Source organism: Amycolatopsis sp. NPDC058986 (assembly GCF_042741125.1).
GTDB lineage: Bacteria > Actinomycetota > Actinomycetes > Mycobacteriales > Pseudonocardiaceae > Amycolatopsis.
The window spans coordinates 22,034-48,324 of sequence record NZ_JBHYJW010000050.1 but is presented as its reverse complement, the minus strand read 5'-3'; the positions used below and the strand labels follow the sequence as shown (position 1 = coordinate 48,324).

The 26,291-nt window shown below is 69.3% G+C and carries 27 protein-coding genes; 13 read left to right on the top strand and 14 right to left on the bottom strand.

The window, feature by feature from the left end; translation table 11 throughout:
- The first annotated feature begins 69 nt into the window (after window positions 1–69).
- From ACFW0G_RS33920 to ACFW0G_RS33895, 6 genes are all read left to right on the top strand, one after another.
- Window positions 70–876 (top strand): lysozyme, encoded by an 807-nt coding sequence (locus ACFW0G_RS33920; RefSeq protein ID WP_378329554.1) that lies wholly within the window; start codon window positions 70–72, stop codon window positions 874–876.
- A 177-nt stretch (window positions 877–1,053) separates the two neighbouring features.
- Complete coding sequence (locus tag ACFW0G_RS33915) at window positions 1,054–1,926, top strand: lysozyme (RefSeq protein WP_378329553.1); 873 nt, start codon at window positions 1,054–1,056, stop codon at window positions 1,924–1,926.
- 184 nt (window positions 1,927–2,110) lie between these two features.
- Window positions 2,111–2,791 (top strand): hypothetical protein, encoded by a 681-nt coding sequence (locus ACFW0G_RS33910; protein WP_378329552.1) that lies wholly within the window; start codon window positions 2,111–2,113, stop codon window positions 2,789–2,791.
- A gap of 53 nt (window positions 2,792–2,844) precedes the next feature.
- On the top strand, window positions 2,845–3,942 hold the full coding sequence (locus ACFW0G_RS33905; RefSeq protein WP_378329551.1) for a hypothetical protein: 1,098 nt from the start codon (window positions 2,845–2,847) through the stop codon (window positions 3,940–3,942).
- Window positions 3,943–3,946: 4 nt separating this feature from the next.
- The gene (locus tag ACFW0G_RS33900; protein WP_378329550.1) at window positions 3,947–5,026 is read left to right on the top strand and encodes a pentapeptide repeat-containing protein; all 1,080 of its coding nucleotides are present in this window, start codon (window positions 3,947–3,949) and stop codon (window positions 5,024–5,026) included.
- Complete coding sequence (locus ACFW0G_RS33895; protein WP_378329549.1) at window positions 5,023–5,838, top strand: pentapeptide repeat-containing protein; 816 nt, start codon at window positions 5,023–5,025, stop codon at window positions 5,836–5,838. Before ACFW0G_RS33900 ends, ACFW0G_RS33895 begins: the two co-directional genes overlap by 4 nt.
- 101 nt (window positions 5,839–5,939) lie before the next feature.
- Here the strand turns inward: ACFW0G_RS33895 and purL are convergent, their stop codons facing one another.
- Entirely contained in the window at window positions 5,940–8,222 is a 2,283-nt protein-coding gene (gene purL, locus ACFW0G_RS33890; RefSeq protein WP_378329585.1) for a phosphoribosylformylglycinamidine synthase subunit PurL, read from the bottom strand.
- A 130-nt stretch (window positions 8,223–8,352) separates the two neighbouring features.
- Here purL and ACFW0G_RS33885 point away from each other — a divergent pair, with 130 nt between their 5' ends.
- The 3 genes from ACFW0G_RS33885 (at window position 8,353) to ACFW0G_RS33875 (ending at window position 12,303) form a co-directional block, all read left to right on the top strand.
- Window positions 8,353–9,984 (top strand): ABC transporter ATP-binding protein, encoded by a 1,632-nt coding sequence (locus ACFW0G_RS33885; protein ID WP_378329548.1) that lies wholly within the window; start codon window positions 8,353–8,355, stop codon window positions 9,982–9,984.
- A 5-nt stretch (window positions 9,985–9,989) separates the two neighbouring features.
- On the top strand, window positions 9,990–11,729 hold the full coding sequence (locus ACFW0G_RS33880) for an ABC transporter ATP-binding protein (protein ID WP_378329547.1): 1,740 nt from the start codon (window positions 9,990–9,992) through the stop codon (window positions 11,727–11,729).
- Window positions 11,730–11,874: 145 nt separating this feature from the next.
- Window positions 11,875–12,303: a pyridoxamine 5'-phosphate oxidase family protein gene (locus ACFW0G_RS33875; protein WP_378329546.1), complete on the top strand. Its 429-nt coding sequence runs from the start codon at window positions 11,875–11,877 to the stop codon at window positions 12,301–12,303.
- Window positions 12,304–12,306: 3 nt separating this feature from the next.
- Here the strand turns inward: ACFW0G_RS33875 and ACFW0G_RS33870 are convergent, their stop codons facing one another.
- The 3 genes from ACFW0G_RS33870 to purS form a co-directional block, all read right to left on the bottom strand.
- Window positions 12,307–12,843 carry a winged helix-turn-helix domain-containing protein gene (locus ACFW0G_RS33870; RefSeq protein WP_378329545.1) on the bottom strand — a complete coding sequence of 179 codons (537 nt, stop codon included), beginning with the start codon at window positions 12,841–12,843 and terminating at the stop codon, window positions 12,307–12,309.
- A 62-nt stretch (window positions 12,844–12,905) separates the two neighbouring features.
- Window positions 12,906–13,583, bottom strand: a complete 678-nt coding sequence (purQ, locus tag ACFW0G_RS33865; protein ID WP_378329544.1) for a phosphoribosylformylglycinamidine synthase subunit PurQ — start codon at window positions 13,581–13,583, stop codon at window positions 12,906–12,908.
- Window positions 13,580–13,819 (bottom strand): phosphoribosylformylglycinamidine synthase subunit PurS, encoded by a 240-nt coding sequence (gene purS, locus ACFW0G_RS33860; RefSeq protein ID WP_345395628.1) that lies wholly within the window; start codon window positions 13,817–13,819, stop codon window positions 13,580–13,582. Before purS ends, purQ begins: the two co-directional genes overlap by 4 nt.
- Window positions 13,820–13,912: 93 nt before the next feature.
- On the opposite strand from purS, the gene ACFW0G_RS33855 reads away from it, so the two are divergent.
- Complete coding sequence (locus ACFW0G_RS33855) at window positions 13,913–14,767, top strand: hypothetical protein (protein WP_378329543.1); 855 nt, start codon at window positions 13,913–13,915, stop codon at window positions 14,765–14,767.
- 82 nt (window positions 14,768–14,849) lie between these two features.
- Window positions 14,850–16,436, top strand: coding sequence for a GMC family oxidoreductase (locus ACFW0G_RS33850; RefSeq protein WP_378329542.1), 1,587 nt, complete (start codon window positions 14,850–14,852; stop codon window positions 16,434–16,436).
- 472 nt (window positions 16,437–16,908) lie between these two features.
- On the opposite strand, the gene ACFW0G_RS33845 is transcribed toward ACFW0G_RS33850, so the two are convergent.
- The 3 genes from ACFW0G_RS33845 to ACFW0G_RS33835 form a co-directional block, all read right to left on the bottom strand.
- Window positions 16,909–18,405, bottom strand: a complete 1,497-nt coding sequence (locus tag ACFW0G_RS33845) for an aldehyde dehydrogenase family protein (protein ID WP_378329541.1) — start codon at window positions 18,403–18,405, stop codon at window positions 16,909–16,911.
- 36 nt (window positions 18,406–18,441) lie between these two features.
- Complete coding sequence (locus ACFW0G_RS33840) at window positions 18,442–18,774, bottom strand: hypothetical protein (RefSeq protein ID WP_378329540.1); 333 nt, start codon at window positions 18,772–18,774, stop codon at window positions 18,442–18,444.
- Between the two features lie 153 nt (window positions 18,775–18,927).
- A complete protein-coding gene (locus tag ACFW0G_RS33835) occupies window positions 18,928–19,101 on the bottom strand; it encodes a hypothetical protein (RefSeq protein ID WP_378329539.1) in 174 nt (57 codons plus the stop codon).
- 42 nt (window positions 19,102–19,143) lie between these two features.
- Here ACFW0G_RS33835 and ACFW0G_RS33830 point away from each other — a divergent pair, with 42 nt between their 5' ends.
- Window positions 19,144–19,779, top strand: coding sequence for an MBL fold metallo-hydrolase (locus tag ACFW0G_RS33830; RefSeq protein ID WP_378329538.1), 636 nt, complete (start codon window positions 19,144–19,146; stop codon window positions 19,777–19,779).
- A 15-nt stretch (window positions 19,780–19,794) separates the two neighbouring features.
- Here the strand turns inward: ACFW0G_RS33830 and ACFW0G_RS33825 are convergent, their stop codons facing one another.
- Together ACFW0G_RS33825 and ACFW0G_RS33820 are read right to left on the bottom strand one after the other, a co-directional pair.
- A complete protein-coding gene (locus ACFW0G_RS33825; protein ID WP_378329536.1) occupies window positions 19,795–20,499 on the bottom strand; it encodes a DUF2334 domain-containing protein in 705 nt (234 codons plus the stop codon).
- Between the two features lie 131 nt (window positions 20,500–20,630).
- A complete protein-coding gene (locus ACFW0G_RS33820) occupies window positions 20,631–21,515 on the bottom strand; it encodes a phosphoribosylaminoimidazolesuccinocarboxamide synthase (protein ID WP_378329535.1) in 885 nt (294 codons plus the stop codon).
- 33 nt (window positions 21,516–21,548) lie between these two features.
- Here ACFW0G_RS33820 and ACFW0G_RS33815 point away from each other — a divergent pair, with 33 nt between their 5' ends.
- The gene (locus tag ACFW0G_RS33815; protein ID WP_378329534.1) at window positions 21,549–22,355 is read left to right on the top strand and encodes an S-adenosyl-l-methionine hydroxide adenosyltransferase family protein; all 807 of its coding nucleotides are present in this window, start codon (window positions 21,549–21,551) and stop codon (window positions 22,353–22,355) included.
- Here the strand turns inward: ACFW0G_RS33815 and ACFW0G_RS33810 are convergent.
- The 5 genes from ACFW0G_RS33810 to ACFW0G_RS33790 all read right to left on the bottom strand — a co-directional run bounded on the left by ACFW0G_RS33810 (window position 22,238) and on the right by ACFW0G_RS33790 (window position 26,289).
- Window positions 22,238–23,122: an MOSC domain-containing protein gene (locus tag ACFW0G_RS33810; protein ID WP_378329533.1), complete on the bottom strand. Its 885-nt coding sequence runs from the start codon at window positions 23,120–23,122 to the stop codon at window positions 22,238–22,240. The genes ACFW0G_RS33815 and ACFW0G_RS33810 overlap by 118 nt on opposite strands.
- Window positions 23,123–23,225: 103 nt before the next feature.
- Window positions 23,226–23,966 (bottom strand): amino acid ABC transporter ATP-binding protein, encoded by a 741-nt coding sequence (locus ACFW0G_RS33805; RefSeq protein WP_378329584.1) that lies wholly within the window; start codon window positions 23,964–23,966, stop codon window positions 23,226–23,228.
- A gap of 2 nt (window positions 23,967–23,968) precedes the next feature.
- Window positions 23,969–24,733, bottom strand: a complete 765-nt coding sequence (locus tag ACFW0G_RS33800) for an amino acid ABC transporter permease (RefSeq protein ID WP_378329532.1) — start codon at window positions 24,731–24,733, stop codon at window positions 23,969–23,971.
- The gene (locus tag ACFW0G_RS33795) at window positions 24,734–25,513 is read right to left on the bottom strand and encodes a substrate-binding periplasmic protein (protein WP_378329531.1); all 780 of its coding nucleotides are present in this window, start codon (window positions 25,511–25,513) and stop codon (window positions 24,734–24,736) included.
- A gap of 8 nt (window positions 25,514–25,521) precedes the next feature.
- A complete protein-coding gene (locus ACFW0G_RS33790; RefSeq protein WP_378329530.1) occupies window positions 25,522–26,289 on the bottom strand; it encodes a transporter substrate-binding domain-containing protein in 768 nt (255 codons plus the stop codon).
- Window positions 26,290–26,291 lie beyond the last annotated feature (2 nt).

Here is a 26,291-nt window from a genome sequence, read left to right as displayed (position 1 = left end):
CCCCACTCGCGTCACACGGGCATCGTGAGCCTCATCGGAGTACGTGCGTCCGGTGAGGGAGAGTCGAGGGTGAAGCATCGTCCGATCCGCGGCGTCGCCGCGATCGCCGCCGGAATCGTGTTGTGCGGCCAGGCGCCCGCGTCCGCCGGGGAGTACCGGCAGGTCACCGGCCCCGAGGACCACTACGCGGGCTCACAGATCGAGCGGTACGAGGGTGCCGGCGGCGTCCCGAACCTTCGCTACAGCGCCGAGGACCAGGTCCTCGGCCACGACGTCAGCAGCCATCAGGGCCCGGTCGACTGGCCGGGCGCCTCGGGGGCGGGCGCCCGGTTCGTCTACGTCAAGGCGACCGAAGGCGTCACCTACACCAACCCGCAGTTCACCCAGCAGTACGACGGCTCCCACAGCGTGGGGCTGGTCAGGGGCGCCTACCATTTCGCGCTGCCCGACGTGTCGAGCGGCGCCGCGCAGGCGAACTACTTCGTCGATCACGGCGGCGGCTGGGCCGGCGACGGGAAAACGCTGCCTGGCGCGCTCGACGCGGAGTACAACCCGTACGGCGAGACCTGCTACGGCAAGGACGCGGCGGGGATGGTCGCGTGGATCCGGGACTTCGTCGGCACCTACCGCGCCCGTACCGGCCGCGCGCCCATGATCTACACCTCGACCAACTGGTGGCGGCGCTGCACCGGCGACAACGGGAGCTTCGGCGACATCCCGTTGTGGCTCGCCCGGTACGACACCCAGGTCGGCCCGCTGCCCGCGAGCTGGGCCACCCAGACGATCTGGCAGTTCGCCAACCACGGAGCGCTCCCCGGCGACCAGAACTGGTTCAACGGCCCGCTGGACCGGCTTCGGACGCTGGCCAGGGGCTGACCCAAAGGGTTAGTGACTCACGAAGTAAAGATCAACTCCCCGGGAAATTCACTCACGTGAGTGCTCAATTTCACGGAATTCGGTGACAAACCCGCACCCGGTAGCTAAGAATCGTGCCTGGGCGGCTACCTGCAGTAAGCCGTCCTCAGCGAGGGTATCTGTGAAGGGAATCCGATGATGTCCACTTCCCGAAGAGGCCGGCGATCCGCTCTGCTCGCCGCTCTCGCCGTCCCCACCGTGGCGCTCCTGCTCGGCTCCACGGTCCAGGCGACGGCCGAACCGTCCCCCACCACCAGCAGCGCGTCCGCCATCGACCAGGATCACGAACTGGGGTCCCAGATCCGCCGGGTCGAAGGCGACCAGTCCACTCCGGACACCCGCAAGGCCGCCGAACAGGCCCGTGGCACGGACGCGATCGGCCAGCAGGTCGACGCGTCGGTCGCCGGGATCGACGTGTCCGGTCACCAGGGCAACGTCGACTGGGCGAACTGGTGGAACCAGGGAAAGCGCTTCGCCTACGTCAAGGCGACCGAGGGCACCGGGTACACCAACCCGTACTTCGCCCAGCAGTACAACGGCTCCTACAACGTCGGCATGATCCGCGGCTCGTACCACTTCGCGCTGCCGGACCGGTCCAGCGGCGCGCAGCAGGCGAACTACTTCGTCGACCACGGCGGCGGCTGGTCCCGTGACGGCAAGACCCTGCCGGGGGCCGCCGACCTGGAGTACAACCCGTACGGCGCGACCTGCTACGGCAAGAGCCAGGCCGCCATGGGGGCGTGGATCAGGGACTTCCACGACACCTATCACGCCAGGACCGGCCGCTGGCCGGTGTTCTACACGTCGACGAGCTGGTGGAGCCAGTGCGTCGGCACGTCCCAGCAGTTCGCGAGCACGGTGCCGCTCTGGGTGGCGCGGTACGCCTCCGCGCCCGGCACCCTGCCCTACAACTGGGGTTTCTACACGTTCTGGCAGTACTCCTCGAGCCCCATCGACCAGAACGTCTTCAACGGCGCCTACGACCGGCTCCAGGCGCTCGCGAACGGCTGACCTGCCCCGTCACGATCGATTCAGGCTCCCGGTCCCGCCGCCCCTTCGGGTGGCGCGGCCGGGAGCCGCTTTTGTGTCCGGTTGTCTCACCTTGCACAATGCTGCTGTCGAGGTCTGGGGGAACCACCGGCGTACGCCGTCCGTCAGATCGCGCGAAGCACGGCGTACACGGAAGGCGAGACCGATGACGTATCCACCGCAACCGGGTGCCTCGCCGCAGCCCGGCGGGTGGGATCCGGGCACGCCGCCGTCGCCGTACCCCCAGCAGCAGAGCCACTGGGACCCGAACGCGCCGCAGGGCGGCTATCCCGGGCCACCGCCGGAGCCGCCGCGGAAGAACCGGACCGGCCTGTGGATCGCGGTCGCCGTCGCCGTGGTCGTCGTCATCGCGCTGAGTGTCACCGGCTTCGTCGCGCCCGGGTTCTTCCTCGGCAAGAACGAAAGCAGCGCCGCTCCGCCAGCGAGCACGTCGAGTGCGACCGGGGCGCCGGGCCTGCCCAGCGGCATGCCCGTCCCGCCGTCCCGGCCCGGCACCGGAGCACCGCCGCCAGCCAAGAGCAGCGAGGGCCCGGCACCGGCCGGCGGACGCCAACTGGTCGAAACGGTCCTCGCGAAGCTGAACGCGAAGGACGCCGCGGGCGCGAACGCGCTGGTGTGCCCGGGGATGGAGGAGCTGGTGAAGGACGCCGTCACGCGGGCGACCACCGGTGACCCCAGGCTCACCGCGGAGGAGCCGACCGGCAGCGAAGACACCGCCCTGACCCAGCTCGGCGGCACCCTCGACGGCAAGAAGGCCGCGGGCTTCATCACCGCGGGCAACGTGGGCGGCAACTGGTGTGTCGCCGGTCTGTTCGTGTTCGCATGAGGCCATCACCCAAGACTGAGCCAGAAGACTGAGCCAGCGGAAAGGCAAGAAAGATGACCTACCCTCCCCAGCCGGGACAGCCTGGCCAGCCCTACGGCCAGCAGCCTGATCCGTACGGCCAGCAACAGCCGCCGTCCGGCGGATTCGGGCAGCCGCAGCAGCCGTACCCGACCCAGCAGTACCCGCAGCAGGGCGGCTGGGACCCCAACACCGGTCAGCAGCAGTACCCGCAGGGCGGCTGGGACCCGAACGCGCAGCAACAGCAGGGCTGGGATCCCAACGCGCAACAGCAGTGGGACCCGAACAACCCGGCCTACACGCAGGGCTTCGGGGGCCCGCCCGCGCCGCCGAAGAAGAAGAGCCTGCTCTGGCTGTGGATCACGCTCGGCGTGGTCGTGGTGCTGGGGGCGGTCTTCGGCATCACCGGCTTCCTCGCGCCCGGCTTCCTGGTCAGCAAGGACGAGGACGGCGCGCAGAAGACCGCGCAGTCGATCATCGACGGGCTCAACAAGCACGACAACGCCGCGCTCGTGGCGCTGAAGTGCCCGGACTCGGACCGCCTGATCGACAGCATGCTCAAGGACCTCGACAAGATCTCGGGCGTGCGGATGGAGGGCGGGCTGAACAAGAAGTCCGACACCGAGTACTCCGCGAACGTCGCGATGACCGTCAGCGGCAGGCAGGGCACGTCCTCGGGCACGATCGTCAAGTCCGGCGACAACTGGTGCTGGAAGTCCGTCACCAAGTTCTCGCGTACCGGCGGGACCAGCGGCAGTGACACCTCGACGACGCCGTCGCGCCCCAGCAGCACGCGCTCCTCGTCGCCGTCCTCGAGCTCGCCGTCGTCGGACAACCCGAACCGCGCGGCCGAGTTCGACGTGATCAAGAGCTTCGTCGACAAGCTCAACGCGAAGGACAAGGAAGGCGCGCTCGCGCTCGGCTGCTCGACCATGCGGCCTTCGCTGCAGGACAGCGTCAACCAGGCGACCAGCGGCGACCCGCAGATCACCGTGACGCCGGTGGAGGACAAGAGCACGACCATGGGCAGGCTCGGCGGCACGATGGGCGGCAAGACCGTGAGCGGGACCGTCGGCGCGTCGTCGACCGGCGGCAAGCCCTGCGTCCTGATCATGTTCTTCTACGCCCACTGAGCACGTGCGCTCACCGTTGCTGTGGACGTTCGTCGCCGCGGTGGTGCTGCTGCTGGCCGTGGGTGGCTGGCTGCTCACTGACCCGGCGACGAGCCACAGCGACGCGTTGAAGACCGGCGGCCTCGCCGGAGGCGCGGTCGTCGCGCTGTATGCGTTGTGGCTCAACGACCGGCGACGGAAGGTCGAAGAGGCCCGGCAGGAGGTCGAGCGCGATCGGCACACGCTCGAACTCAGCCGGGCCGAACTCGACCGTGAACGGGTCGGTGACGAGCGGTTCGCGAAGTCGGTGGAACTGCTCGGCCACGAGGCCGACCAGGTACGGGTCGGCGCGCTGCACGCGCTCGCCGGGCTCGCCAGGAGCCGGGAGAGCTATCGGCAGACCGTGCTCGACGTGCTGTGTTCCTACCTGCGGCGGCCGTTCGAATATCCGCATGCTGACGACGTTCTGACTGGGGCGAAGTCGCCGGACCCGGCGAAGGACCAGGAGCGTCAGGTCCGGCTGACCGCGCAACGGCTGATCGGTGACCTGTTGCCACCACACAACGCCGTCGACGCACCGGCCTACAAGCTCGATCTGACCGGGGCGGAGCTGGAGTACTTCGACCTCTCCGAGCACACGATCGGCGAGCTGGTCATGCGGTACGTGTCCTTGCACAGCAGCACGAACCTGAGCAAGTGCCGCATCCTTCGGGCGGCCTACTTCACCGGGGCCGGAACCGGGGACCGGAGCCTGGGGTATTTCCGTTGTGAGGACACGGAATTCCACGATCGCGCCTGGTTCAGCGGGACGATGTTCCACGAGGACGCCGTCTTCGAGGGCACGAGGTTCGCCGGGAGGACAACCTTCAAGAACGCCGTGTTCGCCAAAGACGCCGTATTCATCGACGCCGTCCGCAAGGGATTCTTCGATCTGCGCAACACCCGCTTCGAAGGCCTGGCCGACCTCCGGTTCGCCGGACCGCCGGACTCCGGCGCGCTGAACAACACCACCGCCGCTACGGCGAAGAAACCGCTGCTACCGGCGGACTGGCGACTGGAGAAACTCGACGAGCGGACCGCCCGGATCGTCCCGGGGCGCGAATGAAGCGGCTCAGATCCCCGCTGTTGTGGGCCTTTCTGCTCACCGCGGCGGTGTTCGCGGGAGTGCTGGTGTGGTTGCTGGCCGATCCGGCGACCAGCCGGGGTGACGCGCTCAAGACGTCGGGACTGGCGGGTGGCGCGGTGGCGGTCCTCTATGGACTGTGGCTCAACGACCGGCGCCGACGTGTCGAGGAGGCGCGGCATGCCGTCGAGCGCGACCGGGTCTCCGACGATCGGTTCGCCAAGGCCGTCGAACTGCTGGGGCACGAGGCCGATCAGGTGCGGCTCGGCGCCATGCACGCCCTGGCCGGACTCGCGCGCGCCCGGCCGGATCTCTACGGGCAGACCGTGATCGACGTGTTGTGTGCGTATCTGCGCCGGCCGTTCCGGCACCCGAACTTCGGGGCCCGGATCACCGAGCACGAGGAACTGGAGGCGGCGAGCCGGGAGCGCCAGGTGCGCCGAACCGCCCAGCAGCTGATCCGGACCTTGATGCCGCACACCAAGGAAAAGAACGTGCCTGCCTACGGACTCGACCTGGCGGGTGCCCGGCTCGACCGCTTCATGCTGCCGCGCCGCCGGGTGGCCTGGCTGGGTATGCAGCGGACCGAGATCGTCAACGGCGCCGACTTCAGCGACACGGTGTTCGAGGAAAGCGTGGACCTCACCGGCGCGATCGTCCGGGGCACCCTGCGGTTCGATCGGGCGAAGTTCGGGCAGGTTCCGGAATTCCGTGAGTGCACCGCGTCCGGCGAAGTGTCCTTTGTGGATACCGACGTGCCACCAGGCACTGTGCTACCGGGCAAGGACTCGTGAGCTGAGCGTCCAGAACGTCGGCTCGCGTCTCCGAACGGCCGGCTGACGTACCCAGGCAGTCGGCTCACCGGCCGACTGCCTGGGTACGTGAGTTCGCCGAATCAGTCGAACAGGGCGGGGAGGGTGCGCTCCCACGCCTCGCGCAACTCGTCGAGCGAGAACGTCGTGATTCCCTGCAGCTCCAGCGAATTCGCCTCCGGGTCGACGACGCCGGTCTTGCGCCACGGCAGGCCGCGCGCGGTGCACATCTCGGTGAACCGCAGTTCCTCGGTGCGCGGCACGGCGACGAGCACCCGGCCCGTCGACTCCGAGAACAGCTGCACGAACGGATCCTGGTCGGTGTCGAGGAAGACCCGCGCGCCGCACTGTCCGATGAGGACGGTCTCGACGAGCGCCTGGGCGAGACCACCGTCGGCGAGGTCGTGCGCGGCGGAGATCATGCCGTCCCGGGAGCCCGCGACGAGGATCTCGGCGAGCAGCTTCTCCCGCGCGAGGTCGACCTTCGGCGGGACGCCGCCGAGGTGGCCGTGCAGCTCGCGCGCCCACGCGGAACCGTCCAGCTCGTCGTGGGTTTCCCCGAGCAGCAGCAGGGTTTCGCCCGCTTCCGCGCCGATCCCGGTCGGGATGCGGCGGGTCACGTCGTCGATGACGCCGAGCACGCCGACCACCGGTGTCGGCAGGATCGCGACGTCACCGGTCTGGTTGAAGAAGCTCACGTTCCCGCCGGTGACCGGGATGCCCAGCTCGACGCAGCCGTCGGCGATGCCGTGCACCGCCCGCTCGAACTGCCACATCACGCCGGGGTCGGTCGGGGCACCGAAGTTGAGGCAGTCCGACACCGCGACCGGGGTCGCACCACTGGTGGCGACGTTGCGGTACGCCTCGGCGAGCGCCAGTTTCGCACCCTCGTACGGGTCGAGGTAGACGAAGCCGCTGTTGCAGTCCGTCGACACGGCGACACCGCGCCCTGTCGACTCGTCGATCCGGATGACGCCGGAGTCCGACGGCTGCGCGAGCACCGTGTTGCCGCGCACGTAGCGGTCGTACTGCGAGGTCACCCACTCCTTCGACGCCTGGTTCGGCGAGGAGATCAGCTTGAGCAGATCCGCCCGCAGTTCGTCCGAAGTGGACGGACGGGGCAGCTTCGCCGAGGTGTCCGCGATCAGCGCGTCCTGAGTGGACGGTCGCTGGATGGGCCGGTCGTACACCGGGCCCTGGTGCGCCACGGTGTGCGCCGGGACGTCGACCACGGTCTCGTCGTGCCAGGTGATCACCAGGTGTTCGCCGTCGGTGACCTCGCCGATGTCGGTGGCGATGACGTCCCACTTCGCGCAGATCTTCATGAACGCGTCGACGTTCTCCGGCGTGACGACCGCGCACATGCGCTCCTGTGACTCGCTGGAGAGCACCTCCGCCGGGGTCATTCCGCTGGCGCGCAACGGAACCCGGTCGAGGTAGATGTGCATCCCGCCGTCACCGGCCGCCGCCAGCTCGGACGTCGCGCAGGACAGCCCGGCACCGCCGAGGTCCTGGATGCCGACGACGACGTCCGCGGCGAACAGCTCGAGGCAGCACTCGATGAGCACCTTCTCGGTGAACGGGTCGCCGACCTGGACGCTCGGCAGCTTCTTGCGCCCCGCCGCCGATTCGTCGCCGGAGAACGTGTCGCTCGCGAGCACCGACACGCCGCCGATACCGTCGAGCCCGGTCCGCGCACCGAACAGGATGATCTTGTTGCCGGTCCCCGAGGCGAACGCCAGGTGCAGGTCCTCGACCCGCATCGCGCCGACGCACAGCGCGTTGACCAGCGGGTTGCCCGCGTAGCTCGGATCGAACACCAGCTCGCCCCCGATGTTCGGCAGGCCGAGGCAGTTGCCGTAGCCGCCGACACCGGCGACCACACCGGGCAGCACGCGCTTGGTGTCCGGCGCGTCGGCGGGGCCGAAGCGCAGCGCGTCGGCAACCGCGAGGGGACGCGCGCCCATGGCCATGATGTCGCGGACGATGCCGCCGACGCCGGTCGCGGCACCCTGGTACGGCTCCACATAGGACGGATGGTTGTGGCTCTCCACCTTGAAGGTGACGGCCCAGCCCTCGCCGACGTCGACCACACCGGCGTTCTCGCCGATGCCCGCGAGCGTCTTCTCCTTCATCTCGGGCGTGGCGCTTTCACCGAAGTAGCGCAGGTGCTTCTTCGAGGACTTGTACGAGCAGTGCTCGCTCCACATCACCGAGTACATCGCCAGTTCGGCGTCGGTCGGCCGTCGGCCGAGGATCTCGCGGATCCGGGCGTACTCGTCTTCGGCGAGGCCGAGTTCGACGTACGGCTGCGCGAGGTCCGGAGTCGCCTCGGCGCGCGCGGTGGTGTCAACGGTGCTGGTCACGGTGTCGCCGTCTGGGTTCGCCACGGCCTCAAGAGTAGGTCGTCACCTTGCTCACACCCGCTCCGGGTCCCAGCCCACACCGGCATAATTCGGTCGCGTCGCCGGGCGCGGGTCTTTAACGTCGATGTACGTGCTTTCCGCCACATATCCCATCCGAACGCCTCGGCTACCGGCCCGGCTGACCGCCGCCCGGTACCTGTTCGCCGTGCTCCGTGCCCGGTCGCCGGTCGTCCTCGCGGGGGCGCTGATCGGTGCGCTCTGGCTGCTGCCCGGCGCGCTGCAACCGCTGGTGATCGGCCGCGGGATCAGCGCGATCGCGGCACACGACACGGCCGCCGTCTGGCGCTGGGCGTCGCTCATGGCCGTCCTCGGCGTGCTCCAGGCGGGTTTCGGTACCTGGCTGCACTTCATCCAGTACGGACTGTGGCTCCACGGCGCCGCGGCCACCCAGCGAGCGGTCACCGAGCACACCACCCGGGTCGGCGCCGGTCTGCGTGAGCACACCACGACCGGCAACGTCGTGGCCGTGACCACTTCGGACATCAACCACATCGGCAACATGTTCGAGGTGCTGGGCCGCGCGAGCGGAGCGGTGCTCTCGTTCGTGGTGATCGGCATCGCGCTGCTGTCGACCTCCACGCTGCTCGGCGTGATCGCGCTGGTCGGCGTCCCGCTGGCGGTGACCGGGATCGGGCCGCTGCTGGCGCCGCTGCAGAAACGCAAGACGGTCCAGCGGGAGAACCTGTCCGAGGTGAACGCGCTGGGCGCGGACATCGTGTCCGGCCTGCGGATCCTGCGCGGGGTCGGCGGCGAACGGCGCTTCCTGGCCCGGTTCCGCACGGCGAGCCAGCGGGTGCGCTTCGCGGGTAACGAGGTCGGCCGCAGCGAAGCCTGGCTGGCCGCGGCCGAGATCGCGCTGCCGGGCCTGGTCACCGTGGCCATCACCTGGCTGGGCGCGCGGCTGGCGATCGAGGGCACGATCGGGGTCGGCGAGCTGGTCGCGTTCTACGGCGTCTCGGCGTTCCTGATCGGCCCGGTGGCGATCATGACCGAGTTCGCGGGTTCGCTCAGCTCCGCGCTGGTGGCCGCGCGCAAGGTGTGCGGACTGCTGTCGATCAAGCCCCGGCTCTCCGATCCGGATACGCCGAAGGCGTTGCCCGCAGGGCCGTTGGACCTCTACGACAGCGAGAGCGGCATCCGGATCGCGGCGGGGAAGCTCACCGTGGTCGACCTCGGCGCCGACGCCGAGGCGATCGCCGTTCGGCTTGCCCGCTTCGCGGACGTCGCCGAGGAGGAGCAGGCGCTGATCGGCGGGATCCCCGCGAACGAGATCGCGCTGGCCGAGCTGCGGAAGCGAGTGGTGTACGCGCACAACCAGGACATCTGGTTCTCCGGGATCCTTCGCGAACAGCTGACACCACCGCACGAGAGCGACATCGAGATAGGCGACGCCCTCTACGCGGCGGATGCCGACGACATCGTGGAGGCGCTGCCGCGCGGCGTCGACGAGCTGATCGGCGAACGCGGCCGCGAGGTCTCCGGCGGTCAGCGTCAGCGGCTGAACCTGGCCAGGGCGCTGGCGATGGACGCCGACGTGTTGCTGCTGGACGAGCCGACGTCGGCCGTCGACGCGCACACCGAGGCGCGGATCACCGAGCGCGTCGCGAAACTGCGGCGCGGGCGGACGACCGTGGTGTTCAGTCAGAGTCCTTTGTGGACACATGTGGCCGACGAAGTCGTGAGTACGAAAGCAACGGTGTGACCACCATGAAGAAGCTCCCACTGGCGTCCCAGCGGGACGTCCGGCGCTGGGCGCTGCGCACGGCGAACGCGCACCGGCGCGAGTTCGCCCTGATGCTCGGCATGTTCTGCCTGGCGACGCTGATCGGGCTGGCCGGGCCGCAGTTGCTCGGGCGGCTGGTGGACGGCGTCGTCGAGGGCGGCACGGCCGCCCGCGTCGATCTGCTGGCCGTGGCGTTCGTCGTGGTCCTGCTGGCGCAGGCGGCCGCACGCAAGGCCGCGCGGTTCCGCGCACGGAAGTTCGGCGAGCTGGTGCTGGCCGAGACCCGCGAAGGTTTCGTCGGCAACGCGCTGACGCTGCCGCTGGGCACCGTCGAAGCCGCTGGGACCGGTGATCTGCTCAGCCGTGCCACCAGCGACATCGGCAGGCTGGACCACGCGGTCCGCAACGCCGCGCCGGAAATCCTGATCGCGGTGGTGACCGTGTTGCTGACGACGATCGCGATGGTGGTCACGTCGCCGCTGCTGGCGGCGGGCCTGCTGGTCGCGCTGCCGCTGCTGGTGCCGGTGAACGTCTGGTACCAGCGGCGGATCCCGGCGGTGATGGCCTCGATGCTGGACCGCTGGGGCGTGCTGCAGTCGATCGCGCACGAAACCGTCGAAGGCGCGCGGACCGTCGAGGCGCTCGGGCTGACCGAACGGCGTATCCGTACCAGCCGCGCCGCTCTCGGCGACACGATCTTCAGCGAGCGGAAGCTGCGGGCGCTGCAGATGCGCTGGCTGCCGGCGCTGGAGATCAGCTACGTGCTGCCGGCCGCGGCGATGCTGTTGCTCGGCGTCCTCGCCTACAGCCAGGGCTGGGCCGGGCTGGGCACGATCACCACGATGCTGCTCTACACCCAGGCCATGGCGACGCCGCTCAACGAGGCGTTGTTCTGGCTGGAGGATCTGCAGGTCGCACTGGCCGCGGCGCGGCGCATTCTCGGTGTCCGGCCCACCCCGCAGGGCGACGCCGTAGCCGAGGCGCCGCGCGGACGCGACATCGACGTCTCGGGGGTCCGGTTCGGCTACACCGCGGATCGCGAGGTACTGCACGGGATCGACCTGCGCGTGCCGCGCGGTGAGCGGCTGGCGATCGTCGGACCGTCCGGTGCGGGCAAGTCGACGCTGGGACGGCTGCTGGCCGGGATCGCGGCGCCGACGTCCGGTTCGGTGCGGATCGGCGGGACCGAGGTGTCGACGCTGGCCGATGACGTCCTGCGGGGCGAGGTCCTGCTGCTCACGCAGGAACACCACGTGTTCTCCGGGACGCTGCGGGAGAACCTGGCGTTGCCCGCCCGGCGCGCCGGTGGCGAGTGGACGGACGACGAGTTGCGGGCGGCGCTGGCCTCGGCCGGTGCCGCGGAGTGGGCCGCGTCGTTGCCGGACGGCCTCGACACGAAGCTCGGCTCCGGCGCATATGCCGTGCCCGCGGCGCTCGCGCAGCAGCTCGCGCTCGCCAGGGTGGTGCTGGCCGACCCGCACACGCTGGTACTGGACGAGGCGACGTCGTTGCTGGACACCGGTTCGGCACGGGAGCTGGAGCGGTCGCTGAACAGCGTGCTCGAAGGCCGGACGGTGATCGCGATCGCGCACCGGCTGCACACCGCGGCCGCGGCGGACCGGGTCGCGGTCGTGGAGGGCGGCCGGATCACCGAGCTGGGCAGCCACGACACCCTGCTCGCGGCGGAGGGCTCGTATGCCCGTCTGGTCGCCGCCGCGAGCTGAAGGGGACTTTCGTCTCGTCTCGTGAGTTGAAGGGGACTTTCAGCGCATGACACGCGAGGAAAGTCCCCTTCAGCAGGCGTCCGGAATGTCCGGAGCGGTGGCGGTGTTGGCCCCGGATGACACTGTCGATCAAGGGGAGATCCGCATGCCAATGGTCATGACCGCCCAGGAGCGTCAGGAGTTCCTGAGCGGGGTCCACATCGGGGTGCTCGCGATCGGGCGGGACGAACGCGCGCCGCTGGCCGTGCCGGTCTGGTACGACTACGAGCCCGGTGGCGAAGTCCTCGTCTGGATGGACCGCGACTCGCTGAAGGACCGCTCGCTCCGCAAGGCCGGACGATTCAGCCTGGTGGTGCAGTCCGAGCAGCAACCGTACAAGTACGTCACCGTGGAAGGTCCCGTCGTAGCCAGCGACACGGCCCCCACCCGAGAGCAGGCGACGCGGATCGCCGAGCGCTATCTGCCCGAGGACCAGGCCCGCGCCTTCGTCGACGGCTCGCTCACCGAGACTTCGGTCCTGGTCCGGATGCGCCCGGAGAAGTGGCTCAGCAGCGACCACTCCAAGGCGGAATAGCCGTTAGCCGACGGCGGTCACCGTCGCGAGTGGACGGTGACCGGCGTCGGCGAGCTCCACGTCGACCTGATCGGCGCCGTCGAACCGGTAGCCGACGCCGCGCACGGTGGTGATCGGCGCGATCACCGGTTCGAGCTTCCCCCGGATCTTGCGGACGTGGACATCGACCGTGCGCCCGCCGACGGTGCCCGGCAGCTCCCACACCTCGCGCAGGAGCGTCTCGCGGTCGAGCACCCGGTCGGGATGCGTGGCGAGGTAGAGCAGCAGGTCGAATTCGAGCCGGGTGAAGTCGAGGGCCTCGCCGTGCAGCAGCGCCCGCCGCGACGGGACGTGCAGCCGCAGCGGTCGTTCCACCGTCGGCCGCACGGTCGGCGGCGGGACCTCGAAGAGCAGCACCTCACCGGGTTCCGGACAGTCCCCGACGGCATTCTGGACGGCGGTGGCAACGCGGGCGGCGATGCCTGCCGCCCGCTCGTGGTCCGCGTCGACCCGGATCGCGAACGTCAGCTCGACGCGCGCCCGGGGCATGGCTCGGGTCATGGGCCCATGCCACCACCGTCACCGAACGTCGGTCAATCGGTTCCGCCTGGTGAGCGTCTCGCTCAGGCGTTCACCAGTGCGTCGACGGCGCTGTAGAACATGCCGAGGCCGTCGTCCGACGGTCCGGTCAGCGCGTCGATGGCGTGCTCCGGGTGCGGCATGAGACCGACCACGCGGCCGTTGGCGCTGCGGATCCCGGCGATGTCGTTGCGGGAGCCGTTCGGGTTACCGCCGACGTAGCGGAACACGACCCTGCCCTCGGCCTCCAGCTCGTCCAAAGTGGACTGCTCGGCCATGTAGCAGCCGTCGATGTTCTTCATCGGGATGAGGATCTCGGCGCCTTGCTCGTACCGGCTGGTCCACACCGTGCCGGTGTTCTCGACGCGCAGCCACTGGTCGCGGCAGATGAAGTGCAGGCCCGCGTTGCGGATCATCGCGCCGGGCAGCAGCCCCGCCTCGCACAGGATCTGGAACCCGTTGCAGATGCCGAGCACCGGCATGCCCTGGTGCGCGGCCTCGATCACCGACGTCATCACCGGCGCGTGGCGGGCGATCACCCCGGCACGCAGGTAGTCGCCGTAGGAGAAACCACCGGGGACGACGACCGCGTCGACGCCCTTGATGTCCTCGTCGGCGTGCCACAGCGGCACCGCCTCGGCCTCGGCGTAGCGGACCGCGCGGGCGGCGTCACCGTCGTCGAGGGTGCCGGGGAAGGTGACGACGCCGATCCGGGCGGTCACGCCTCCACCCGCCGGACCGTCCACTGCTCGATGACCGGGTTGGCCAGCAGGCCCTCGGCGATCTTGGCGAGCGTCTCGTCGTCGACGGAGTCGTCGACCTCGAGCTCGAAGTGCTTGCCCTGGCGAACCTCGGTGACGCCGCTGAAGCCCAGCCGCGGCAGCGCGCGGGCCACCACCTGGCCCTGCGGGTCGAGGATCTCGGGTTTCGGCATGACGTCGACGACGACTCGAGCCACGGCAGGCTGCTCCTTATTCACGCAGGTCGTGGGTACCGTCAGAGCGTACTTCACTAGCCTGGGCGCCTGACGGACCGGTATCGAGGGGGAGACATGAACCACCCGCCGCAGCAAGGCCCCTACCCGCCGCAGGGCCCTTATCCCCCGCAGGGCCGGCCGCCATACGGCCAGTACCCGCCTCCGCAGCCGCCGAAGAAGAAGTCGAAAGCCGGGCTGTGGATCGTCGTCGTGGCGGTCGTCGTGGTGCTCGGCGGTGCCTTCGCGTTCACCGGCTGGGTCACGCCGGGTTTCTTCAAGAAGAAGCTGGACACCACGTCGCAGGCGACACCGGAGCAGCTGGCACAGTCGTTCGCCAACGCGATCACCGAGCACGCGATGTTCGACCAGCTGTGGTGCAAGATCCGCTCGAAGCGGTCCTACACCGCCGAGCAGGCGTTCGCGGTGGCCAAGGACGAGGCGAAGCTGACCAACCCGGTGCATCCGACCGGCCAGCAGGAGCGGGCGGCGACGGTGACCGCGGGCCCGCTCAGCTACGGCCTCGCGATGATCCCCGGCAATCAGGGCTGGTGCGTGCGCGACGCCAAGGAGGGCGGGGAACCGGAGCCGCTGGCCAGCGCGTCGACGGACCCGAGGCCGAGGCCGGAAGTGAAGGACGGCGCGGACGCGGCCAACCAGTTCATCGCCGCCGTCAACGGGCGCGACATCCCGGCGGCGCTGTCGGTCATGTGCAAGGACGCGCCCGACACCACCCGCAGCGGCACCCAGCAGCTGATCAACGGCGAAGTGAAGCTCGTCGCGCAGTCGACGGACGTGCTGCGCACCGCGGGCCGGACGATCGTGCACGTCGACGCCAAGGTGGACGGCGTGCCGAGCCAGGGCCGCGTCGAAACCGATGACCGCGCGAAGGGCGGCCCGTGCGTCACCTCGTTCGACCCGTCGTCGGACTAACCCCTCTACCGGGGGCTTTGCGCGTAGGGTGAGCTGCGTCATGATGAGCTCTTGGCAGGGTGCCAATACCCCGGGAGGCAGCGTGGCCGAGCAGGACTCCTACGACTACGTCATCGTCGGCGCGGGCAGCGCGGGCTGCGTGCTGGCGAACCGGCTGAGCGAGGATCCCTCGGCCAGAGTCCTGCTGTTGGAGGCGGGCGGCGAGGACACCGCCGACGAGATCCACATCCCGGCCGCGTTCGCCGCGCTGTTCAAGACCAAATGGGACTGGAACTACGAGACGGTCGAGCAGAAGCACACCGGGAAGACGTCGTACTGGCCGCGAGGGAAGACGCTGGGTGGCTGTTCGTCGATCAACGCGATGATCTACATCCGCGGTAACCGCGCCGACTACGACGCCTGGCGCGATGAGCACGGCGCCGAGGGCTGGGGTTTCGACGACGTCCTGCCGTACTTCAAGCGTGCCGAGGGCAACCAGCGGTTCGGCGGTCCGCTGCACGGCACGGACGGGCCACTGCACGTCGAGGACCGGCGGTTCACCCACGAGCTGTCCCACGCCTGGGTGGATTCGGCCGTGACGTGGGGACTCAAGCGCAACGACGACTTCAACGGCGAGACGCAGGACGGCGCCGGGCTCTATCAGGTGACCTGCAAGAAGGGCGCGCGCTGGTCCACAGCGGACGCCTACCTGCGCCCGGCGCTGACGCGGCCGAACCTGACCGTCCGCACCTGCGCACAGGCGACGCGCGTGGTGTTCTCGGGAACCCGCGCCACCGGTGTGTCCTATTTGGACGCAGGGGTTGAGAAGATCGCGCACGCGGCGGCCGAAGTACTGTTGTGCGGCGGCGCGATCAACTCGCCGCAGTTGTTGATGCTCTCGGGAGTCGGGCCCGCCGAGCACCTGCGGGAGTTCGGCATCGACGTCGTGGCCGCGCTGCCCGGCGTCGGCGAGAACCTGCACGACCACCCGGCATCTCCGGTCATCTGGTCCACCCGCGGCACGACGGATCTTGTCGACGCCGCGACGCCCGCCGGGCTCGTCCGGTACCAGCTGACCAAACGCGGCCCACTGGCGTCCAACGTGGGCGAGGCAGGCGGCTTCATGTCCACTATGGACGGAATGGCCGCGCCGAACATGCAGTTCCACGTCGCGCCGACGTTGTTCTACGACAACGGGTTGCGTGAGCCGACGGTGCCGGGCTTCACCTCGGCGACCACACTCGTCGACGTCGCGAGCCGCGGACGGCTGCGGCTGAAGTCGGCGAATCCCCTGTGGAAACCGCTGATCGACCCGGCGTACTACGCGGACCCGGCGGACATGGAGGCGACCCTCGCCGGCCTGCGGACGCTGATGGAGATCGCGAAATCCGGACCGCTGGCGCGTTTCCTGGACAAGCCGTTCCTCCCCGATCGGTCCGAACTGGACGAGGACGCGCTGATCGAGCACGTCCGGGCGAACACGCAGACGCTGTATCACCCGGTGGGCACCTGCTCGATGGGCAACGGGGAACAGGCTGTCGTCGATCCGGCTCTGCGGGTGCGCGGCGTGGACGGCCTGCGCGTCGTGGACGCCTCGATCATGCCGATCGTCCCGCGGGGCAACACGAACGCCCCGACGATCATGGTCGCAGAGAAGGCCGCCGACCTCATCCGGGCCGACGCCCGCTGAGACACCCCACTGCTCGGGTATCCCCCTCCCGCTCCGGGGGGCGACCCCAAGACCATTCTACCGCCGGGGTACGACAAAACCGGGTTCAAGATCAACAATGGCCGGAGTTGTCCACATCGGCGCAGGGCTGTGGACAACTGGAAGTGGATAGCTGACGAGAGGTCGCCGAGAGTGCGGCGGCCATGTCTGTCGCGAACGCTCCGTTCGGGACGCTGATCGTCGCGAACGCTCCGTTCACGACACGTGAGCCGAGCCGTTCCGCCCCGACACGCTCCAGAGGTCCTGAAGGCGGGCCCCAAGGCGCGGAAGCCGAGGGACGCCCTGGACGCATCTGACGCACCGAGGGACGCCCTTGTCGCAACCGCTCCGGCCCCGCCGCAGAGTCCACAAAGGACGCACGAGAAACAACGCGGGGACCTCCCTGAGGCACTCTGGGTCCCTCGGGGAGGCCCCCACGGGCCTACCAGGCGAATCAGCGTTTTCCGTGCAGCACGGTGATCAGCTTCGCCACCAGCGCGTCCGTGGAAGGCTTGCGGCTGAAGGAAGTCAGCATCATCGGCGGCGCGAAGCGCTGCCGGGCGATGGCCTTGGACCGCGCGAACTCCCGCAGGCCCTCCGGCCCGTGGATCCGTCCGAAGCCGGAGTCGCCCACGCCACCGAACGGCAGCGACGCGACGCCCGCGAACGAGAGCGGCGCGTTGATCGCGGTCATGCCGGTGCGCAGCCGCTGGGCCAGTTCGAGGCCGCGCGACTTCGAGAACACCGTCGAGCCGAGGCCGTACTTGGTGTCGTTGGCCTTCTCGACCGCCTCGTCCATGTCGCGCACCTTCGCGATGGTGACGGTCGGGCCGAAGGTTTCCTCGCGGACCGCCTCGGAATCCTCGGGGACGTCGACAAGCACGGTCGGCTGGACGTACCGGTCGCCGACGGCGTCGACCCCGCCGAGCACGGCCTTCCCGCCGCGCGCCAGCGCGTCCGCGATGTGCTTGCGGATCACCCCGAGCTGCGAGGGCATGGTGACCGGGCCGTACTGCGCGGCCTCGTCCGAGCCCGCGCGAATGTCCTTCGACTTCTCGACGACCTTGCGCACGAACTCGTCGTGCACCCGCTCGTGGACGTAGACCCGCTCGACGCCGATGCAGGTCTGGCCGGAGTTCGAGAAGGCACCCCACACCGTCGCGTCCGCGGCGGCGTCGAGGTCGGCGTCGGCGTCCACCAGCACGGGGTCCTTGCCGCCCGCCTCGATGACCACCGGGGTCAGCGTCTGGGCGGCCGCGGCCATGATCTTCTTGCCGGTCGCGGTCGAGCCGGTGAAGGCGATCTTGTCGACGCCCGCGCCGACCAGCGCCGCGCCGGTCTCGCCGAAGCCGGTGATCAACTGCAGCACCGGGTGCTCCGGGACGACCTCCGCGAACGCGTCGACCAGCCACTTCCCGACGCCAGGGGTGTACTCGCTCGGCTTGAAGACGACCGCGTTCCCCGCCGCGAGCGCGTAGGCGATGGAGCCGAGCGGCGTGAACACCGGGTAGTTCCACGGCCCGATCACGCCGACGACGCCCAGCGGCTGGTACTCGACCGTCGCCGCCTGGTTCGCCATCAGCAGCCCGGCGGGACGCCGCTGCTTGCCGAGGTACTTGCGCGCGTGTTTGCTCACCCAGGCGATGTGCTCGATCGCGAGGACGCTCTCCAGCTGCGCGTCGGCGATGGGCTTGCCGGTCTCGTCGCGCACGACCTGGCACAGCTGCGGCAGGCGGCGCGTCAGCACGCCCTTCCACCGGCGCAGCCGCTCACCACGGCCCGCGTAGCCGAGGCCGGCCCACCATTCGGCGGCCGCCCGCCCGCGTTCGACCGCGGCCTTCACCTCTTCCGCGGTGTTGACCGGATAGGTCCCGACCACCTCGTCGGTCGCGGGGCTCAGCGAGTCGAAGGTTTCGCCGACCGAGGTCGGCTTGGGCTGCACGGCGGTCATCGGCGTCACTCCCGTGGTATCGACGTAAGGCCCAGGCTACGACGTTACTGACGCAGTGCCAACAGTTCGCCGGGGCCGGGTACCCAGCATGACAACGATGATCGCCGCGGAAAAGGTACCGAACAACGGCGTGAGCCGGAGCGGGAGCACGCCGACGCCGAGCGAGCCGAGCCCGAACCCGGTCGTTTGGACAGTGAACGCCAGCGAGGACCCTTCCGACCTGCGGTTTTCCGGGAGCAGACGCTGGAGGCTCGCCGACGTCATCGTGATCAGCGGTCCGGTCAGGAACAGCCGCGGTTCGCCGGTCGTCCCGCGCCAGGCGTACAGCGAACTGCCCCCGATGCTCGCGCCGCACAGCACGGCAGTCACGATCGGGGCCGTCGCATCAGGTGCCCCGAGCCACTGGACGAGCGGAAGCGGCGCGACCTCGATCGAGGACAGCAGCAGCCCGACGGTGAACTGACAGACCAGCCAGGGCAGGCACCTCGCGAGCGGGCCCGGCGATGAGCACGCCCTCGACGATCATCGCGTCGACCGCGACGGACCCATCCGGTACGACCCGGTCGTGGCCGTGGCGAGCACCGTGAACACCAGCGTCGAACTGCCCAAAGTGGACTCGGAGCCGAACGCGCCGGAGGCCGCGCGGCGGGGCAGGGAAGTCCGCCGACGACGAACCGAACTTGGCGGCGCCCTCATCCGGGCATAGGGTGGAAAGCGACGATCCTAAGGAGAATCCTGATGCGAATTGTCCACTTTGGACATTCTTGCGTGCTGCTGGAGACCGACGGCGCACGGATCCTGATCGACCCGGGCACGTTCTCCGCCGGCTTCGAAGGCGAACGCGAACTCGACGCGATTTTCGTTACCCACCAGCACTTCGACCACCTCGACGTCGAGCGGCTGCCCGCGCTGCTGGAGGCCAACCCCGGCGCGAAACTCGTCATCGACCCCGGTTCCGTCGAGACCGTGCGGAAGACGGGCGCGACGTTCGAGGTCGCCAAACCGGGCGACGCGTTCGAAATCGGGCGCAGCACGGTGAACGTCGTCGGCGGTGAGCACGCGGTGATCCACAGCGACATCCCGGTGATCCCGAACGTCGGCTACGTGGTCGACCACGGCGCGTTCTACCACCCCGGCGACTCGTTCTTCGTGCCCGAGCAGAAGATCGACGTGCTCGGCCTGCCCACCGGCGCCCCGTGGCTCAAGGCGGGCGAGGCGGTGGACTACCTGCGGGCGGTGGCACCCCGCACGGCCGTGCCGATCCACGAGGCCGTGCTGGCGAATCCGGCCCTGCACTACGGGTTGTTCGGCAACCTCGCGCCCGAGGGCACCGAAGTGAAGGTGCTCGACCGCGCCGAGCCCACCACCGTCTGACGTCAGGCTGTCCTGTCAAACACCGACGCGGCGGAGCGCGCCATAGGTTGAGCCGAAAGCCCGGTTCTCCAGCGCGACATCGACCGCGTCGAGCAATGCCTGGCGCAGACCGGGACGCGCGAGATCGGCGGCCTCGACTCCCAGGCGGACGAGGCCGCCTCTCCGCGCCGCCCTGGCGCTCGCGAGCACGAGCGCGAAGCAGCGCACGGTTTCGGTGCGCTGGGACTGGCTGCTGAACTCCAGGACCCGTGAGCGCCAGGATTCACCGCTTTCCAGGTCCCGCACCGAAACCAGGTCCGCGCACAACGTGAAACCGTGTTCCGCCAACGCCTGGAGCGTGCCCTGCGACGCGATCCAGCGCGGCGGCGCGAACCCGTCGACGGCGAGCCCGGTGCCCTCGAGTGCTGCCTTCGCGGCGATCAGCCGCAGCCGCGCCTCGTGTGCGGGCAGTGCCGCGAACTCGGCTTTCTTGCCGAGGTGGACAGTCCGATGGGTAGGCGTGACGCGATGGTCGTATCCGTGCAGGAGCACGGAATCACCGGCCTTCGCGCGGACTCGCGTCCACTCCGTCACCGGACCGTCGCCGGTCCTCGCCGCATACAGGACCGACAGCGGCACCTTGCGTCGTTCCAGCTCGGCCGCGAGGTCGGCGCAGCGATGCAGTGTCCGCGGTGTGATCCCGGACAGCGATACGAGCAAACGAGCGTCCACGCTGCCCATTGGGCCGGACCCCGGTGGCGACCGCCTGACCACGCCGTGAACTGCACCGAACGGTCCGACGACGGTTGCGGAGGCGTTCACCCGGCTGGGTCAACGCGGACCGTTTTCCGGTGGATTGCCCGGCGCGAAGGTCAGCCCGGCCAGTCCGCCAGTGAGAGCCCGGTGATGCGCTCGTAGGCCTCGACGTAGCGGGCGCGAGTGGCGGCGACGACGTCGTCCGGCAAGGGCGGCGGCTGGGTGTTGGACGCGCGGTCCCAGCCGGAGGCCGGGCCGGTGAGCCAGTCGCGGACGTACTGCTTGTCGAACGACGGTTGCGTGCGGCCGGGCGCGTAGCCGTCCACGGGCCAGTAGCGCGAGGAGTCCGGGGTCATCACTTCGTCCCCCAGGACGAGAGCACCGCTCTCGTCCTGGCCGAACTCGAACTTCGTGTCGGCCAGCAGGATTCCGCGCTCCGCGGCGAGGTCGGCGCCTCGCCGGTAGATCGTCAGGGTGGCCTCGCGGACCCGTTCGGCCAGCTCGCGGCCGATGGTGGCGGCGGCCGCGTCGAACGTGACGTTCTCGTCGTGCTCGCCGAGTTCCGCCTTCGTCGCCGGGGTGAAGATCGGCTCGGGCAGCTTCGCGGACTCCGCCAGCCCGGCGGGCAGTTCGACGCCACACACCGCGCCGGTGCGCCGGTAGTCGGCGAACCCGGAGCCGGTGAGGTAGCCGCGGGCGACGGCCTCGACGGGCAGCATCCTCAGCCGCCGCACCAGCAGCGCGCGACCGCGGACCTCGGCGGGGATGCGCGGGTCGTCGTAGGCGACGAGGTGGTTCGGCATGACGTCGGCGAGCTGGGTGAACCAGAAGACGCTCATCGCCGTGAGCACCCTCCCCTTGTCGGGGATGGGCGTGTCCAGCACGAAGTCGTAGGCGGAGATCCGGTCCGAGGTGACCAGCAGCAGATGGTCGTCGTCGACCGCGTACAGTTCGCGGACCTTGCCTGCGGAGATCTTCGGGTAATCGGCGAGCGTCGTCACCGCAGCACCCTAACCCGCGCGATGATGCAGGTCATGACGTACCGGTGGATCTCGTTCACGACCGACTACGGCCTGCGAGACGGGTTCGTGGCGGCCTGCCGCGGGGTGATCGCGCGGCTCGCGCCCGACGTCCAGATGATCGACGTCACCCACGAGGTGCCGCCGCAGCAGATCCGGCACGGCGCGACGGCGCTGGCGCAGACCGTGCCCTACCTGCCCGAAGCGGTGCATCTCGCGGTGGTCGACCCCGGAGTCGGTACCGCCCGGCGCGGCGTTGTCGTCGTCGCGCAGCGGGGACTGCTCGTCGGGCCGGACAACGGGTTGTTGCTTCCCGCGGCATCGGCGCTCGGCGGCGTCGTCGAGACTTTCGAGCTGTCCGAGCCTTCGCTGCGACTCCCCGAGACATCGGCCACTTTCCACGGCCGCGACATCTTCGCCCCCGCTGCCGCGCATCTCGCGCTGGGCGTGGCGCCGTCGGAGTTCGGCGAGCGAGTGCCCGATCCGGTGACATTGGCGGACCCGCTCGTCGCCGCGTTCCCGGGAAAGCTGGTCGCGGAGGTCGTGACGGTGGACCACTTCGGCAACGTCCAGCTCGCCGCGAGTCCCGCCGACCTGGCGCTGACCGAGCTGACCGGCGCGGTGTCGGTGCACAGCGCGCGGGTCGCGGTGCGGGCGGTGGTGGGCCGGACGTTCGGGGACGTGCCGCGGGGCGAGGCGGTGCTCTACACCGACTCGGCAGGCCGGCTCGCGGTCGCGATCAACGGTGGCTCGGCGGCCGCGACGCTGGGCCTCGGCCCGGCCCAGGAGTGCACGATCACCTCGTCGCCGACGGCGAGCTGACCGGGCTTCGTGACGGCGGCCTTCATCCCGAACGTCACGCCGCCGTCGGGATCGCGGCGGTAGGTGGCGAGCGTGCGGATCGGCTCGGGACCGGACTTCACGCCGGTCTCCTGGTCGACCATCGGCACCGAACACCGCACACACGGCTTCGCGTAGCCGAATTCGGCGCTCCCGGCCCGCATCGCGCGGACGTCGTCCTCGGTGTGCGGTGTTTCCCAGCCCGCCACGACGATGTTGGGGCGGAAGCGATCCATCGGCACCGGCTCGCCGCCCCGCGACGCGATCCTCTCGTTGAGACTGTCCAAAGAGGACTCGCTCGTGACGAGGAGTGCGTGCCCGTCGGCGAAGGCCGCGGTGCCGGGCGTCTCTCCGCTCGTGACGCGCTCGTGGTCCGGCGCGACGCCGACGAGAATCGATTCGGCTCGGAGCAGCGTCGAGAACCAGTCCTGTGCCTCCTTGCCCTGGTGAACGGCGTCGCCGTGCCAGCTGAAGGTGGACGCGGGGTGCCGTGGGCCGTCTTTCCGGATGTCGACTTCGAGGTCTTCGAGCCCGGGCGCGGACAGTTCAAGGGTTCCGTCGCCGGTGAGGCGGGGACGGACGGTGGCGAGGGCGGCGAACTTGCGCTGACTGCGGAAGTCACCGCCGGGCGCGGCGATCATGAAGGCGCGGTCGTGTGTCAGCCCGGCCTCGGTGACCACCGCCGTGTCCACCGAGGTCCCGGCGCATCCCTTGACCGGGTAATACGTCAGCCGCGCGATTCTCGCCATGATCGCAGGTTACCTGTCGGCGAGGTGGCCCCCATGTCCCGAATGCTCCGTTCGAGACGTTCAACGTCCCCCATGGGGCATTCGGGACATGCCGGAAGCCTGGTCAGAGCACCTGCGAGAGGAAGCGTTGCAGACGCGGGCTCTGCGGGTTGTCGAAGATCTCGGCGGGCGGGCCCTGTTCGACGATCTTGCCGCCGTCCATGAAGGCGACCTCGTCGGCGACACTGCGGGCGAAGCCCATCTCGTGGGTCACGACCAGCAGGGTCAGGCCGCGTTCGGCGAGACCGGCCATCAGGTTCAGGACGCCCTTGACCAGCTCGGGGTCCAGTGCGCTGGTGGCCTCGTCGAACAGCATGACCTCGGGCTCCATCGCCAGCGCCCGCGCGATCGCGACCCGCTGCTGCTGGCCACCCGAGAGCGCGCTCGGCCGGTACGGCGCCTTGTCCGCCAGGCCGACGTCCTCCAGCCGCGCACGGGCGATCGCCGCCGCCTCCTCCTTGCCGAGGCGCTTGACGCTGCGCAGCGGCAGGACGATGTTGTCCAGCACGCTCCGATGCCCGAACAGGTTGAAGTGCTGGAACACCATGCCGACCCGCTGCCGCAGCACGTCCGGGTCCGCGGAGATGACGCTCTCGTCGTTCAGCAGCAGATCGCCGCGGTCCGGCTCCTGCAGCCGGTTCACGCACCGCAGCAACGTCGACTTGCCCGAACCCGACGGCCCGATGATGCAGGTCGTCTTCCCCTTCTCGACGCGAAGATCCACCCCGCGCAGGACCTCCAGGGTCCCGAACTTCACGTGGATGTCGCGCAACTCGACGCTCGACGAGCGCACCGGCGCACGCACGCTCACTGGGGAACACCTCCACCCGAATAGTTGGCCGGGGTGTACTCCGTGCTGGGATCCACGGTGTCGACCTTCTTCCCGGTCCGCAGCTTCTTGTCGATGTAGTTCACCAGGTGCGTCAGCGGAATCGTGATCACCAGGTACACGAACCCGGCCGCGACCAGCGGCGACAGGTTCCCGGTGTTCGCCGCGAGGTCCTGCCCGATCCGGAACAGCTCGCGCTGCTCGGGCAGCAGGCCGAGGAAGTACACCAGGCTGGAGTCCTTGATCAGCGAGATGAACTGGTTCACCAGCGCGGGCAGCACCCGCCGCACGCCCTGCGGGATGACGACCAGCGCCATCGCCTTGGTGTAGCTCATCCCCAGCGCGCGGCTGGCTTCCAGCTGTCCTTTTTCGACACTCTGGATGCCGGACCGGAAGATCTCGCCGATGTAGGCCGCCGCGATCAGGCTCAGCGCCAGGATGCCCAGCGGATACGGGTTCGTGCCGACGATGTCGCGCGCGAGCGTGCCGAGGCCCTGGCCGATCACGAGGATCGTCAGGATCGCCGGCAGGCCACGGAAAATGTCCGTGTACACCCGCGCGGGCCAGCGCAGCCACTTCTTCGTGGACAGGCCCATCACCGCGACGACCATGCCCAGCAGGGTGCCGATCACCGCCGAAACCACGGCGAGGATCAGGGTGTTCCAGATGCCCGTCTTGAGCAGATCGGGGAAGACCTGCCAGATGTATTCCCAGTTGAGAAAGGTGGTGAAGAACTGATCCATTTACTTGCTGACCTTGAAGTCGGCGGGAATCGGCGTGTTCGGTTCGAACTGCTTGAACAGTTTCTCCCACGTGCCGTCCGCGACGACCTGCTTGATCCCGTCGTTGAGTTTGTTCAGGAGTTCGGAGTTCCCGTGCTTCACCGCGTAGCCGAGCGGGATGTTCGTCGTGATGACCTTCGCGACCTTGAACTTCGAGTCCGCATTGGACTTCGCGTAGTCCTCGGCCGACGCCTGGTCGAACACCGCACCGTCCACACCGGACGATTTGAGCGCGCTCAGCACCGCCGCGTCACTGGGGAAACGGACCGGCTGCGCCGTCGGGGCGTTGGCGGCCAGCCAGGTGTCCGAGGCCGTGCCCTGCACGACGCCGATCCGCTTGCCCGCCAACGAGTTCTCGTCGGTGATCGGCGTGCCTTCCTTGGTCTCGATGCCGAGCGCCTGGTAGGCGTACGGCGCCGAGAAGTCCACCGTCTTCTTCCGCGCCTCGGTCTGCGCGACGCTCGCGCTGCCGATGTCGTACGTGCCGTTGGCGACCTGGCCGAGCAGCGCCGAGAAGTCGGTCGCGGCGAACTCCACCTTGAGGTTCACCTTGGCCGCGATGGCCCGGAGCAGCTCGTTGTCCAGACCGGTGTAGTTGCCGTTCTCCTGATAGGCGTTCGGCCGGGAGTCGCTCAGCGTGCCGACCCGCAACGTCTTGCCCTCGGAGCCACCACCGCCGCCGCACGCGGTGAGCGCGGCCAGCAGTGTCGCGGCTACCGCCGTGACCAAAGTCTTCCTCATGTCACTCCTCAGCTTCCAAACCCGGTCGGCACCGGAGCGGTCGGCAGGAACTGCTGATGGAGCTTAAGCCACGTACCGTCCTTGATCACCTGCTTGAGCCCGTCGTTCAGCTTCGTCAGCAGGTCGGCGTTGCCCTTGCGGACGGCGAAACCGTGCGGCACGTCGGTGGTGAAGCTCTTCACGACCGCGAGTTTCGCGTCCGGGTTCTCGGTGACGTTCTTCTCGGCGATGCTCTGGTCCAGCACGTACGCGTCGACGGCCCCGGTCTTCAGCGCGGTCAGCGCGGCGGCGTAGTCGGGGAACCGCACCGGCTGCGCGTCCGGCACCGTACTGGTCAGCCACTTGTCGCCAACGGTCGCCTGGATCACCGCGACCCGCTTGCCCGACAGGCCCTTCTCTTCAGTGATCGGGCTGCCCTGCTTCGTCTGGATGCTCATCGTCTCGAAGTCGTAGGCATCCGAGAAGTCGACGGTCTTCTTGCGTTCCTCGGTCTGCGCGATCGCCGAGCTGGCGATGTCGTAGCGGCCAGACGAAACCTGGCCGAGCAGCGAAGAGAACTCGGTCGCGGAGAACTCCAGCTTGAGGTTCTTCTTCGCCGCGATGGCACGGAGCAGCTCGTTGTCGAACCCGGTGTACGCGCCGTCCTTGACGAACACGTTCGGCGGCGCGTCACCGAGGGTGCCGACCCGGAGGGTGTCGGAGGCGTCGCCCGAACCGCAGGCACTGAGCGTCGCGACCAGACCGGCGGCCAGTGTGGCGAGCAGGATCTTCTTCACGA